Source organism: Ochrobactrum sp. AN78 (assembly GCF_029909885.1).
GTDB lineage: Bacteria > Pseudomonadota > Alphaproteobacteria > Rhizobiales > Rhizobiaceae > Brucella > Brucella quorumnocens.
Genome location: NZ_JASAMU010000001.1, coordinates 222712 through 236917 on the forward strand (window position 1 = coordinate 222712; position 14206 = coordinate 236917).

Genomic DNA, 14206 nt, shown 5'->3' on the forward strand with positions numbered 1-14206 from the left:
CAGCCGCATATTGGAAGGCGGAACGCTCGCCATCTATCGGCTATGCAGGTTCCTGTCATTGTTTGTAGTCAATTCAGTCAAAGGAGCAGAGCGTCATGAGATGGCGCGGAGCAGCGATTGCAATTGTTCAACACCGTCATCACCAAGCCGCGCTTCTATTTCGTCTTGTGCTTTGTCCCACAGCGGCGCTCCACGTCTGACAATATCTCGTCCTTCGTCGGTGAGTGTGACGCTGGTTTCGCGATGATCTTCACTTGCTGCAGGCTCAACCAATCCCATGCGCTGCAGAACTTTTGCGTTGCGACCCATCGTTGAACGATCAAGCTCCGCCTTGTGGGCAAGCTCGGTTAGCGAAATCGAACCGGCGCGGGAGATTTTTCGCAGCAGGCTGAATTGCGCAATATTGATGCCAAGGGGTGCCAGCGCTTCATCGTAGATAGCTGACGATTTGCGAGCCGCTTGACGCAGAAGGATGCAGATACAAGGAGTAGACATAACGCGGGTATATACCCGTAAATAATAATTTGCAATAGCGCGCGGATCAGAAGGCTAGAGCGCCGTGCGCCCTCTTGGGCGCACAAAGGTCGCTCTAACACTCTATATTTACAGCATAATTTTACCTTAAACTGATTCAAGTGTAAGGAGTTATGCTGTAGGGCAATACTGTCCTGACCGTCGTCAAACTAAGCGAATCTTGGTGCGAGAACGGCTCTGTTTCGTGCGATAAAAGTATCAGTGTAACCAGATCAAACGGCGATATGTGAGGTTTCCTTGACCTCTTCCATAACCGCGTAAGTGTGGGACTCACGCACGCCGGGCAGCGAAAGCAACGCCTCAGACAGAAAACGCCGATAATGATCCATATCGGACACACGCGCTTTGATCAGATAGTCGAAGCCACCAGCAACCATATGGCATTCCAGAATATCGGGGTTGCCACGCGTGAAAGTAGAGAACGTTTCAAAGACTTCCGGTGTAGTGCGGTCGAGCTTGATCTCGATAAAAACCAGCATTGAGCGGTCGAGCATCTTTGGCGACAGGTGCGCCGAATAGCCCAGAATATACCCCTCGCGCGTCAGACGTTTGACGCGTTCTGCGGTTGCGGTTTGGGAAAGATTAATGCGATCAGCGAGTTCAGTATTGGTCAGTCGACCGTTTTCCTGAAGCGCTTGCAGAATACTCCTGTCCATCGCATCGATATTTTTCATCGTTGTCCCCATTAGGCCGCCTGCTTGGGCGGCTTTTTATTGATTAATTGTAAATGATTTGCTTGCGAAATGAATCCGAATTCTGCGTTTGACGCAAGGCAAAATTTTTAACGCACGCATAAGTTGGAGCTCGTTCATGCAGTTGAAGAGAGAGGGGTAACGATAGAATTAACAGTTGTGAGATGATTGCAATCTAAAGTAGAAACAAGATATACTTAAAGTGATATTGCGCGTATAAAGTTATGACTTCTAACGGGTGTTATACCTACCGCTCGCCGGTAAAGGTACACCTCGACAATTCGGATTGTCCTGATGTTACAGCGGTTTCAGTCAATGTTGAATCGTTGGAACCGCTGTGACTATTTGCTTTTACGCATTTCCGAACGCAAAACCGGTTCCCACTTTTGCTGGAAATGCTTTAACGAGGGCAGTTTCAGCCGAGGCTGAGGCTGCTCTATCTATCAGTTTGATTATTCTGGCGCATCTCCGTCATTTAAAACCGCTTAGCAGACGCAATCTGAATTGCGTTCAGTAGCCAAGCTGACAATACTGGCCGTATCGAGCTAACAGGGATGTTACTGCTCTGCTCTAGGCTTCAAATTTCCAGTTGCAAGCGACGCACGGTAAGGATAACAGTATCGCCATGAACATTTCGCGCATTGACATCAAAGGCTGGTGGTGGGCTCGCTAAAAGCGGCCACGCAGGCGTTTGTGCATTTGCGTTTTAGGAACAGGCCGCTGGGATTATTATCCGGGCGGCCTTTTTGTTTGGCTGTTTGAATAAGGTCAGCGGTAGGGGACACCGGGTTTCAGAAGTGTTCGACAACGAAAAAGATTTGGGATTTGCCAGTCATGAATGCGAAGATTGCGGATAGCGAGATATTCACGCACGAGACAGCGGGCGGCATGGTTGTCGAACGCGTGCGCCATCTGACTGCTTATAAGGGAGCCATCGAGACTTATATCGATGCTCTCAATGAGCGGCGGGGGGCGGTCTTTTCCTCTAACTACGAATATCCGGGCCGCTACACGCGATGGGACACGGCAATTGTTGATCCGCCAGTCGTGATCACCTCACGCGCTCGTCAGATGCGTATCGAAGCGCTGAACAAGCGCGGCACGATCCTGTTACGTCCGATCCTCAAGACGGTTCAAGCACTTGCCGAAGTGAAGGTCGATAAGGCCGATGAAGACCTTATCGAGCTGACGATTGCTGACCCTACAGGCACATTCACCGAAGAAGAACGCTCGCGTATGCCTTCGGTCTTTACCGTGCTGCGTGCGATTGTGGGCCTTTTCTTCTCCGAAGAAGATGCAAATCTCGGCCTTTATGGTGCATTCGGCTACGATCTCGCGTTCCAGTTTGATCCGATCGAATACAAGCTCAAGCGTCCTGATGATCAGCGTGATCTGGTACTTTTCATTCCTGATGAAATCTTTGTGGCCGACCACTATTCGGCGCGCGCATGGGTGGATCGCTACGAATTTGTCTGCGGTGGTTCTTCAACACATGATCTTGCACGGGCGACACCGGTGCAGCCATTCAAGCGTGCAGAGCGTGATCTGCCGCGTGGCGATCATAATCCGGGCGAATATGCCAAGCTGGTTGAACGCGCGAAGGAAAGCTTCAGGCGTGGCGATCTGTTTGAAGTCGTGCCGGGGCAGACTTTCTATGAGCGCTGCCACACGGCTCCTTCTGAAATCTTCCGTCGCCTGAAGTCGATCAATCCATCGCCTTATTCGTTCTTCATCAATCTGGGTGAAAACGAATATCTGGTTGGCGCTTCGCCGGAAATGTTCGTGCGCGTCAATGGTCGCCGCATCGAGACCTGCCCGATTTCCGGCACCATCAAACGCGGTGAAGATGCGATTTCAGATTCGGAGCAGATTCTGAAACTGCTCAACTCCAAGAAAGACGAGTCCGAGCTGACTATGTGTTCGGACGTCGATCGCAATGACAAAAGCCGGGTTTGTGAACCAGGTTCAGTGCGGGTGATCGGTCGCCGTCAGATCGAGATGTATTCACGCCTGATCCACACGGTTGATCATATTGAAGGTCGTTTGCGTGATGGTATGGATGCGTTTGACGGCTTCCTCAGTCATGCATGGGCTGTAACCGTAACCGGTGCGCCAAAACTTTGGGCTATGCGCTTTCTCGAAGAAAACGAGCGCAGCCCGCGTGCGTGGTATGGTGGCGCCATCGGCATGATGCACTTCAATGGTGATATGAATACCGGGCTTACGCTGCGCACGATCCGCGTCAAGGATGGCGTGGCGCAGATTCGTGCCGGAGCGACGCTATTGTTTGATTCCAACCCTGAAGAGGAAGAAGCAGAAACCGAACTGAAGGCATCCGCAATGATTGCCGCGGTGCGTGAAGCACAGAAGAGCAATCAGGTTGCTGAAGAACGCGTTGCCGCAAAGGTGGGTGAGGGGATTTCGATCCTGCTGGTCGATCACGAAGATTCCTTCGTACACACACTCGCCAATTATTTCCGGCAGACGGGTGCAACGGTTGCGACTGTGCGTTCGCCGGTTGCCGAAGATGTGTTCGACCGCATCAATCCTGATCTTGTCGTGCTGTCGCCCGGACCGGGTACGCCGCAGGACTTCGACTGCAAGGCGACCATCGACAAGGCGCGAAAGCGTCAGCTGCCGATCTTCGGTGTCTGTCTTGGGCTTCAGGCGCTGGCGGAAGCCTATGGCGGCACGTTGCGTCAGCTGCGCATTCCGATGCATGGCAAGCCGTCGCGTATCAGGGTTTCAAAGCCTGAACGCATTTTCTCAGGCTTGCCTAAGGAAGTAACGGTTGGTCGTTATCACTCGATCTTTGCCGATCCTGAACGTCTGCCAGATGATTTCCTGGTCACGGCAGAGACGGAAGATGGTGTCATCATGGCTTTCGAGCATAAGAAAGAGCCGGTTGCAGCGGTTCAGTTCCATCCCGAATCCATTATGACACTGGGTCACAATGCAGGCATGCGGATGATCGAAAACGTCGTGGTGCATTTTGCAGCTAAGCACAAAGCGCGTCGCACCAATTACTAATTGATTTTCTGACTCGTAACACAATCAACCGGCCGTGGTGAAAACTGCGGCCGGTTTTTCGTTTATGGCCTTATAAAATCATGGTTTTTCAGAGCTGCTTTGGCGAACCATTTGCAACTGTAATGCATTGCATTCGCAAGAGAAAATTAAATGCGCGAAGTAAAAAACAGGGTTTCGAAATTTGGATTTTATGGGCTATAGAACGGCTATCGAAATGCTGCTTACCGGCCACGCCGGAGTGAATGCGCAATAGGCTTCTCGTTAGCCTGAACCCGCCAGTCGGGATAAGAATTTAAGTATCTGAAGGTTTGTGATGGACGCGAGTGTAAAAGTTCGGCGGCTCGCCGCTTGGTCGATTCCTGTTGCGCTGGGCGTAATGGGGCTGAAATATCTGGCCTATGCGCTGACCGGTTCCGTGGCCCTTTATTCGGATGCCTTGGAATCCATCGTCAATGTAATTGCAGCACTTGGGGCCTGGTGGGCGATCAGCGTCAGTTATAAGCCAGCCGATGAGAACCACCCGTTCGGCCATCACAAGGCAGAATATATTTCGGCAGTTGTCGAAGGTGTGCTGATTACGATTGCAGCACTTTTGATTGCAAAAGAAGCATGGTCTGCGCTTGAGAATCCGCGTCAGCTTGATGAGCCATGGCTGGGCCTTGCGATCAACACAGGCGCTGCTGTCATCAACTGCTTATGGGCGCTGCTGCTCATTCGCACTGGTCGCAGTGCGCGTTCGCCTGCGCTGGAAGCAGATGGTCAGCATATTATGACTGATGTGTTTACGTCGGTCGGTGTTCTGGTGGGGCTTGTTGGAGCCGTCATTACGGGTTGGGCGATCCTCGATCCGCTGCTTGCCATTCTGGTTGCGATCAACATTCTCTGGCAGGGCTGGGGGGTTATCAATAAATCCGTACAGGGCCTGATGGATATCGGTGTCGAGCCTGCAGAGGAAATGCGGATTCGCGATGTGATTTCGGCCAATGCCGGTGGCGCAATTGAGGTTCATGATCTCAAGACCCGCATTGCAGGCCGCGTCACCTTCATCGAGTTTCATCTGGTTGTGGCTGCCGAAATGAGCGTGGGCGACGCGCACGTCATATGTGACCGAATCGAAGATGCACTGAAAATGCAGATCGAAAGCGCACGCGTTGTGATCCATGTTGAGCCGGAAGATGAGGCGAAGCTGCCGATAGGCACGAGTTCTGTGCCATTTGCCTAGAGCGCGTTTCGATCTGGTTTTATCAGATCGGCGCTCTAATCTTTATATTTGATGCGCATCCTATCCGAAAACCGCTGCGCACTTTTCGGGGTGCGCATGAAACAAATAGCGGCTTGCGCGTTTTGAACCTCGCGTGTAAAAGCGTGTCCATGGTTATGAAGAACGCAACATCTATGGAACATTCCGCAGCCGCTTCCAGCGCGCGCGTGAACGTTTGCGTTCTAAACTCGCTTCTTACCCTCGGCCTTAGCGGCGATCGCCGGGCTCGTTGAAAGGAGCGTCCGGCGGTCGATAACGATCCCGCCGACGTATGCTCCTTTCTCAAAATCCACATTTGAATTTTAAGACGAGATATCCGTGTCATTTGGGCAGTTAAGAACTGTCGAATAGGCCGGGAGGATGAGAAGACCATGAATCAGAACGTAAACACCTCGAATTCCGCCTCAAAACATGAGAGCCGAAACAAGGGTATGCCGGACGCGGCCGTAAAGTATTCGCCGTTTCCATTTCCAAAACTCGACGACCGTACCTGGCCTGCAAAACGCATTGAGAAAGCACCGATCTGGTGTTCGGTGGATCTGCGTGACGGCAACCAGGCCCTGGTTGACCCAATGGGCCACGACCGTAAGGAACGTATGTTCCGCTTGCTGGTCGATATGGGTTTCCCGGAAATCGAAATCGGCTTCCCATCGGCTTCGCAGACCGATTTCGACTTCTGCCGCTGGGCAATCGAGCAGGGCGATACGCCTGATACGGTCGATTTGCAGGTGTTGGTGCAGTGCCGTCCTGAATTGATTACGCGCACATTTGAATCGTTGGAAGGGGCTAAGACGCCGATCATCCACTTCTACAATTCGACCAGTGAATTGCAGCGTCGCGTCGTGTTCAACAAGGACGTCAAGGGCATCAAGCAAATTGCTACCGATGCTGCAAAGATGATCATGGACATGGCGGCAAAGGCGGGTGGCGGCTATCGCTTCCAGTATTCACCGGAAAGCTTTACCGGCACCGAATTGGATGTAGCGCTGGAAATCTGCAATGCCGTGACCGAGATCGTCAAACCGACGTCTGAGAACAAGCTGATCCTGAATCTGCCATCGACTGTCGAAATGAACACGCCGAACGTCTATGCCGATCAGATCGAATGGATGTGCCGCAACCTCGACAATCGCGAAAACCTAATCATTTCACTGCATCCGCATAATGACCGCGGTACGGGCATTGCTGCGACCGAGCTGGCCTTGATGGCGGGTGCTGACCGTGTCGAGGGCACGCTGTTCGGTAACGGCGAACGCACCGGCAATGTCGATGTGGTGACGCTGGCGCTCAATATGTACACGCAGGGCATCGATCCAGAGCTGGATTGCACTGACATCAATCGCATGAAAGATGTCTACGAATATTCGAACCAGCTGAAAATTGCGGAGCGTCATCCTTATGTGGGTGAGCTGGTTTATACAGCTTTCTCAGGCTCGCATCAGGACGCGATCAACAAGGGCATGAAGGTTCGCAAGACCGCTAATTCGCCGGTCTGGGAAGTGCCTTATCTGCCAATAGATCCGCAGGATGTCGGTCGTTCGTACGAAGCGATCATCCGCATCAATTCTCAGTCGGGCAAGGGCGGTATCGCTTACATTCTTCAGGCTGACTATGGCTTGAACCTGCCGCGTAATCTGCAGGTCGAGTTCCGCGAAATCATTCAGAACATCACGGATGAAGAAGGCAAGGAACTACCATCCAAGCGCATTCATGAAGAGTTCCAGAAGCTCTATGTCGAGCAGACGGAAGGCCGTATCAAGTTTGTGGATCACCATACCTATCCTGACCCAGAGCAGAAGGGTCGCCGTATCCTGACCGCTGAAATCACCGATAACGGCGTGACCAAGAATATTGAAGGCAAGGGTACAGGCCCGATTGATGGCTTCATTGATGCGCTGTCGAAATACCTCGGCGTGAAGATGTCGATTATCGATTATTCGGAGCATTCGCTAAAGCAAGGGTCGGACGCAGCCGCTATCTCTTATGTCGAAGTCGCCTATCCGGACGGCAAATTGTTCGGCGCCGGTATCAACGACAATATCGTGAGTGCCTCGCTTGAAGCAATCGTTTCAGCTGCCAATCGTGTCATTGGTAAGTAACAGAAACCTTATGTTAAAGAGAAAAGGCGGCACAAAATGCCGCCTTTTCTCTTCTAGAGTTAGAGTGACCTTTAGCGCCGAAAGAGGCGCACGGCGCTCTAGAGCGTGTCGCGTTTAATCGCATTCATGGTGCTCGCTCTAGATACTTTTAATTGTCGCATGTTCGCGAACGTTAAATGAATCCATTTCACTGCGACATGCTTCTAATAAAGTTCCTGCTCTGAAATCCTGATGATGCGCTCGCTCTCATCTTCGATGCCGTGTTGTTCCCAATGGCACAGCCAGCCGCCTTGCGGCTTACGGTCGATGTTGAAGATATTGTAGCGTGCAGGCGGCTTATGCCCGCCGAAATTCTGGCTGGCAGATGGCACGCAGATAACTGGCACTTTTCCGTTGGGCCCATCAATGTCGTAACGGGTCGCGAGATGCGTATGGCCATGAATGACCAGCTCGGCACCATGCTTGCGAATGACCTTTTGAAACCTGCGAATACCATAAAGCCGCTTATGCGTGGGGGTTGCACCATGGATCGGTGGATGGTGAATCATCACAATGCGGAAAAGTCCCCGTGCGCCTGCCTCATCGAGCGCCATGGCCAGACGCTTGGCCTGTGCGGATTTAAAATCGCCACTGGCCATGAAGGGAGCTGTCGCGCGTGCAGAGGAGACGCCGATCATTGCCACGGGCCCGCGTTCTCGCATATAGGGGAATATCGGTCGCTCGTCGTGGTTGTCTATGCCATCGCCGCGCATCCATGGTTCCCATTTACGGCAGGATTTGTCGAGCGCACCTGGAACATAAGCATCGTGATTGCCGGGCACAACGGAAACATCGTCGGGGTTGCCGAGGCCGGCAAGCCAATCATGGGCGATATCGATTTCCAGATTAAGCGCCAGATTGACAAGATCGCCAGTGACCGCAATATGATCGGGGTTCTGCGCCAGCATATCGGCAATCAGGCTGTCCAGCACTGTACCGTGCATTGCGTTCTTACGGTTTCGCAGCCAGTTGATATAGCCGGTAATACGTTTTGACGCCAACTCGCGATAGCGAATACGTGGCAGAGGTGACAGGTGGATGTCTGAGATATGGGCAAGCCGAAACATATAGTCGGTGTACTGTATTATTATTTAATCCGAAACCGTGTTTAGCGACTTTTTGTTGATGTATTTGTAGCACTGTTCGAAGAACAGAATATTTTGTCCGCATTTGCCTAACGCAAAACCTCTATGCAGTTTTGTTGGAAATGCTCTTGGAGTGACGGTATGCGCTTCCGCCATTTTTTGTTTCATACATATTTCTTAATGAGGCGTCCAATGACGTTAGGCGTCAGAGCGATTGTTTTCGATGAGAAGAAAAACTCCGTATTTCTGGTGAAGCATACTTACGTGCCCGGTTGGCAGTTGCCCGGTGGCGGTGTTGATAGCGGCGAGACATTCGGTCAGGCGCTTGAAAAGGAATTGCGTGAGGAGGGTAATATTTACCTCACTGGTCGACCAGAGCTTTTCGCCCTTTACAAGAATGCACATGCCTCAAAGCGAGACCATGTGGCGCTTTATGTCTGTCGGGCGTTTGAGCAGGCGGAGCCCAAACAGCGAGACAGAGAAATAGCGGAAGCTGGCTTTTTTCCGCTGGACGATTTGCCAGAAGGCACGACGCCTTCAACAAAACGGCGCTTGCAGGAAGCGCTCCATGATCTCGATCCGCTGCCAACGTGGTAATGAAAGGGCGCTTTCGCGCCCTTATTTTTAGAGATTAGAAGCGGTAGGTGATACCCGTACCAATCAGCCAAGGATTGAGCTTGGCCTTGCCGCTGACCTGAGTGCCGCCAGCCAGTGTTGCGTCGAATTTTGGTTCGAGGAACAGCTTCTTCACATCGAAGTTGATACCCCAATGTTCATCGATCATGTAGTCGAAGCCAACCTGAAGCGCGCCGCCAAACGTGTTCTTGACCTTGAGATAATCGACGCCAGCCGCATCTTGATTAAAGAACATGGTGTAGTTCACGCCTGCGCCGACATATGGCTTGAATGCGCCAAAGTTGGTGAAATGATACTGCATGGTCAGGGTTGGAGGCAGCATCCAGACTTTGCCGATCTTGCCCAAACCTTCAATGGAACCCGTGCCATTGATATTGGCATAGGTCGTGCCGAGGATGAGTTCAGCGGCCAGATTGTCGGTGAAGTAGTAGGTGATATCGAGTTCTGGTGTGATTGACTTCGAGTAATCGAGGCCAGAGCCATCAACGCCGTTCACATAGCCCTTGTTTTCGGCAATGACGCCTAACGCGCGCACACGGATCTGCCATGGCGTCAAAGCCTGTGGGACGGCAATGATCTCGGTTGCTGGCTGGGCGACGATCGCATCAGCGGCGAATGCGGCTGGTGCTGCAAAGGTCAGCGCGGTTGCGGCCAGAAGCCCTTTGGCAAAGCGGTTCATCATTCTCTCCTTCAAGTCTTGGGTGGTGATGCGGGCAATCTGAACCGCGTCGCGCGACGCCCCATTGATCAAGATCAAAGAGGCGCCCAAGATTTGAGGAAGTACTGATGTTCCAGTCAGACTGTTGCAGGAAAGGCTCAGTTACCTATTCTAGAGCGTGTCGCGTTTAATCGCATCCATGTGCTCGCTCTAGATTCGTTTAATTGTCGCATGTTCGCGAACGTTAAATGAATCCATTTAACTGCGACATGTTTTAGCTCGATCATGCGGTGATGAGAAATCGATATCCGGACCAAGCGGAACGATGCCTGTAGGGTTGATCGTCTTGTGACTGCGGTAATAATGGCCCTTGATGTGGTCCATATTGACCGTCGAGGCAACGCCCCGCACCTGATAGAGTTCGCGTGTATAGTTCCACAGATTCGGATAATCAGCGATGCGACGCAGATTGCATTTGAAATGGCCGACATAAACCGGGTCAAAGCGTATCAGCGTGGTGAACAGACGCCAGTCGGCTTCTGTCAGACTTGAACCCGTCAGATAGCGCTGCTTTGAGAGTGTATCTTCCAGTTTGTCGAGTGCATTGAACAATTGGTCGAATGCTTCTTCATAGGCATCTTGTGTGGTGGCAAAGCCTGCGCGGTAGACGCCATTGTTGATGTTTGGATAGATGAAGTCGTTCAGCGCATCGATCTCGCTTCGCAGTTGTTCTGGATAGAAATCAAGCGACGCATCACCAAACGCATCAAAAGCGGTGTTGAGCATACGAATAATTTCCGCAGACTCGTTGGAAACGATGGTCTCGCGCTGCTTGTCCCAAAGCACAGGCACGGTTACGCGACCAGAATAATGCGGGTCGGCCTGGGTGTAGATTTCATGCAGGCGCTTTGATCCATAAAGCGCGTCACCTGTGCTTCCAGTTGTTCCATAGAAGGTCCAGCCTTCTTCCACCATCAATGCATCCACCACCGATACGGAAATGACGTCTTCAAGCTTTTTGAGCGCGCGGAAGATCAGCGTGCGGTGCGCCCACGGACAGGCGTAGGATACATAGAGATGATAGCGGTTGGGCTCGGCCTTAAAGCCGCCTTCGCCGCTTGGGCCTGCACTGCCATCTGCTGTGACCCAATTTCTGAACTGCGATTTTGAGCGTTCGAAGCGGCCTTTGGTGTTTGCAGTATCATACCAGACATCGTGCCACTTGCCGTCTACCAGAAGTCCCATGTGATTTCTCCTTTTGATAAGGAAAATAGTGGGAAAACTGCCATTTGACAGCCTCTCAAGCCGTGAACAGTGCGTAACGGTGCCAAAAAGGTAAGTTGGAGCCTCCATTTTGAAAGAAATTGTTTTACCTCTAACCAATTTGGTGGTACGCAACTGTCAAATTGCGGCATCATCCATTTTCCCGCCGCGAAGGAGAGAACTATGACCGGAATGCGTTTCATCCGACGATGAAATTAGAACTGTGCTCAACGCGCGCAGAATGCATTCCATTGGCTTCATTTGGCCGTCGACTTCTCCTTAGGCAATTTTACCCATGCAGCAGCTTGAACTGACCTACGCGCAGGAAGATCCTGCGCACGACATCGAGATCGAAGACATGAATGCAGAAGCATTCGGCCCCGGTCGTTTCACCCGTGCAGCGCATTTTATTCGGGAAGGCGGTCCCCACGACCACAACCTGTCTTTTGTTGCGCTGATGGGCGGTATCGTGATCGGGTCGCTGCGTATGACGCCGGTTGTCGTTGGTAAGACGCCAGCCTTGCTGCTGGGACCTCTTGCCGTGCGCCCTGATTGGAAAAAGCGCGGCATCGGTGGCACTCTGATGCGGATGTCACTGGAAGCAGCCAAGAATGCGGGTCATCAACTGGTCATTCTTGTCGGGGACCAGCCTTATTATGGGCCGTTCGGATTTAATATGGTGCAGCCGGATTCGATGATTATGCCTGCGCCAGTCGATCCTCGGCGGATGCTCGCTTGTGAGCTTGCTCCCGGTGCGCTGACTGGTGTCAGCGGCATCGTGCGCCACGCCAATAGAGCATAGCGCGGTGTTCGCGAAGACGGTTTAACGCCCTTCGCGATACCACATGCTACCGAATATGAAGAGCAGTGCGGCGAGAGCCGCCAGGCCAGAGAACAATGGCAGGCGATTTACGCTCTTTAGCTGGGTGTCCGATGTCTCACGCAGACCAATCCAGTCGTTGCCGCTTGCAGAGCGACCAGCGCCGACAGCCGTGATAGCGGGTACCTGAATCGAGCTGTTGGCACTTGCATGCACGCGATGAACCGATCCGCCGGTCGCATCGGCAAGTGGCTTCAAATGATCTGGTGTGGAGATGCTGTCCAAAAATTCAGGCGCGTCGACCGGCCCCACGTGGGCAAGCGTTTCATAGTCGCCGTTTTTAATGCGGAAGATACCGATTTCGTCGGTCTGCAACGTAGCATCAAACAGGCCCGGTTTGTTTTGTGTGAGATTGACTTGCAGTTCTTTGCCGGAAGGCGTGGTGACTGAAGCTGTGCCGGGATTGTCGCCCATCGTCTGACGATGAATGGTCAGCGTGCGACCATTGCCGCCAGCGGTCAGGGCTTCTTCTTCAAGTTCCGGTTCCTGCATCAGCCAGTGGGCGATACGGCGATAGAGTGCGGCATAAGGGCCGCCACCTTCAAATCCACGCGCCCAGAGCCAACCCTGATCAGACAGGAACATGCCGACGCGGCCCTTGCCAACACGGTCGAGTACTAGAAGCGGCTTGCCGTCGGCCCCACTCATGACGGTTTCACCGCGCGGTTGGCCAATATCGATGGTACGGAACCAGCGGCTCCAATGTGGGGGCTCCTGGTCACTACCATCAAGACCACGCGTGACGGGATGGCGTTTGCCAAGATCGGTCAGGCGCGGATAAAAGGCCTTTTCCGTGAGAGTGCCGGTCGGCATCGCGGGTAGGGCGCTATAAAGCGGTGTGCGCGCAATCGACATGTCGCCCGCATATTCGGGACCAGCGGCGACCAGCAAAGCGCCGCCATTTTCCACATATTGCGCGATATAATCATAGTAAAGCAGCGGCAACACATCACGATGCTGATAGCGATCAAGAATGATGAGATCGAACTCATTGACCTTGTCGACGAAAAGCTCGCGCGTTGGGAAGGCGATCAGAGAAAGCTCATTTATCGGTGTCCCGTCCTGCTTTTCAGGGGGGCGCAAAATGGTGAAGTGGACGAGGTCTACTGCTGCGTCAGATTTCAGGAGATTGCGCCATGTGCGCTCACCATTGTGCGGTTCACCCGATACGAGCAACACACGCAGGTTCTCGCGAATGCCGTCGATTGTGGCGACCGCACGATTGTTGGCATCCGTCACTTCGCCGGGAAGGGTTGGAGTGACAATCTCAACAATGTTGACGCCTGCGCGCGGCAGTTCGATGGTGACAGGGGTCTCCTGACCGACCTGTGCCTGCTCTTCACTAACGGCTTCTCCGTTGACGCGAATTTCCACAGGAGCAGAGCTTCCAAGGCTCTTGCCTTCATCGATGACGGTGAAAGACATTTCCATGGGCTTGCCGCTGATGCCATAGCGCGGAGCTTTGTTGAAGCGAATGCGGCGGTCAAATTCGTCCGGTTTGCCCGTAACCAACGCATGAACGGGTGCATCGAAGCCAAGGGCATTTTTGTTGGCCGGAATGTCGTGCACCTGACCATCGGTGATCATGATTGCGCCAGCCACGCGTGACGGTGGCACATCCAGCAACGTGCGGGCGAGTGGGCCGAACAAACGGGTCGCATAACCGTCTTCGTTCTCGCCCGGCTGTGCTGCTTCAACCACGCGCGTTTCAAACTGCGGCATGGTTGCAAGCTGGTCCTGCACGGCCTTAAGAGCCGCATCCGTATCAGCCCGACGGTTGCCCAGTTCCTGGCTCTGGCTGCGATCAACAACAAGGGCGACGATGCTTTTAAGCGGCTCACGTTCTTCACTGATGATCACGGGATTGAGCAGTGCCAGCGCTAGGGCTGCGGCTGCAAGCAAACGGATGAACCCACCGCGCATGCGAAATGCGATCGTTGCCAGTATGAGCAATGCCAGTGGGACTAGAATGGCAATGAGCCACGGCAGAGAGAGGAACGGTTCGAAATCGATATTCATGTTCATCACC

11 protein-coding genes are annotated in these 14206 nt (G+C 52.8%); 5 read left to right on the top strand and 6 right to left on the bottom strand.

Annotated elements, in window-relative coordinates:
* Positions 1–93 precede the first annotated feature (93 nt).
* Together QBD00_RS01065 and QBD00_RS01070 are read right to left on the bottom strand one after the other, a co-directional pair.
* Positions 94–495 carry a MarR family winged helix-turn-helix transcriptional regulator gene (locus tag QBD00_RS01065; RefSeq protein ID WP_095447129.1) on the bottom strand — a complete coding sequence of 134 codons (402 nt, stop codon included), beginning with the start codon at positions 493–495 and terminating at the stop codon, positions 94–96.
* Positions 496–746: 251 nt separating this feature from the next.
* Positions 747–1208 (bottom strand): Lrp/AsnC ligand binding domain-containing protein, encoded by a 462-nt coding sequence (locus QBD00_RS01070; RefSeq protein ID WP_095447948.1) that lies wholly within the window; start codon positions 1206–1208, stop codon positions 747–749.
* An 852-nt stretch (positions 1209–2060) separates the two neighbouring features.
* Here QBD00_RS01070 and QBD00_RS01075 point away from each other — a divergent pair.
* The 3 genes from QBD00_RS01075 to leuA all read left to right on the top strand — a co-directional run bounded on the left by QBD00_RS01075 (position 2061) and on the right by leuA (position 7616).
* Complete coding sequence (locus QBD00_RS01075; RefSeq protein WP_318578467.1) at positions 2061–4256, top strand: anthranilate synthase component I; 2196 nt, start codon at positions 2061–2063, stop codon at positions 4254–4256.
* A 313-nt stretch (positions 4257–4569) separates the two neighbouring features.
* Positions 4570–5478 (top strand): cation diffusion facilitator family transporter, encoded by a 909-nt coding sequence (locus QBD00_RS01080; protein WP_095447127.1) that lies wholly within the window; start codon positions 4570–4572, stop codon positions 5476–5478.
* 410 nt (positions 5479–5888) lie between these two features.
* On the top strand, positions 5889–7616 hold the full coding sequence (gene leuA / locus QBD00_RS01085) for a 2-isopropylmalate synthase (protein ID WP_095447126.1): 1728 nt from the start codon (positions 5889–5891) through the stop codon (positions 7614–7616).
* Positions 7617–7819: 203 nt separating this feature from the next.
* Here the strand turns inward: leuA and QBD00_RS01090 are convergent, their stop codons facing one another.
* A complete protein-coding gene (locus QBD00_RS01090) occupies positions 7820–8722 on the bottom strand; it encodes a metallophosphoesterase (RefSeq protein WP_318578468.1) in 903 nt (300 codons plus the stop codon).
* A gap of 159 nt (positions 8723–8881) precedes the next feature.
* Between QBD00_RS01090 and QBD00_RS01095 the strand changes: the two genes are divergently transcribed.
* Positions 8882–9337 (top strand): NUDIX domain-containing protein, encoded by a 456-nt coding sequence (locus QBD00_RS01095; RefSeq protein WP_318578469.1) that lies wholly within the window; start codon positions 8882–8884, stop codon positions 9335–9337.
* A gap of 34 nt (positions 9338–9371) precedes the next feature.
* Here QBD00_RS01095 and QBD00_RS01100 read toward each other — a convergent pair whose 3' ends face one another.
* Together QBD00_RS01100 and QBD00_RS01105 are read right to left on the bottom strand one after the other, a co-directional pair.
* On the bottom strand, positions 9372–10055 hold the full coding sequence (locus tag QBD00_RS01100) for an OmpW/AlkL family protein (protein ID WP_095447123.1): 684 nt from the start codon (positions 10053–10055) through the stop codon (positions 9372–9374).
* A gap of 237 nt (positions 10056–10292) precedes the next feature.
* Positions 10293–11279 (bottom strand): glutathione S-transferase family protein, encoded by a 987-nt coding sequence (locus tag QBD00_RS01105; RefSeq protein ID WP_318578470.1) that lies wholly within the window; start codon positions 11277–11279, stop codon positions 10293–10295.
* Between the two features lie 313 nt (positions 11280–11592).
* Between QBD00_RS01105 and QBD00_RS01110 the strand changes: the two genes are divergently transcribed.
* On the top strand, positions 11593–12099 hold the full coding sequence (locus QBD00_RS01110) for a GNAT family N-acetyltransferase (RefSeq protein ID WP_095447121.1): 507 nt from the start codon (positions 11593–11595) through the stop codon (positions 12097–12099).
* Positions 12100–12120: 21 nt separating this feature from the next.
* Here the strand turns inward: QBD00_RS01110 and QBD00_RS01115 are convergent, their stop codons facing one another.
* Entirely contained in the window at positions 12121–14196 is a 2076-nt protein-coding gene (locus tag QBD00_RS01115) for a hypothetical protein (protein ID WP_318578471.1), read from the bottom strand.
* Positions 14197–14206: the final 10 nt, after the last annotated feature.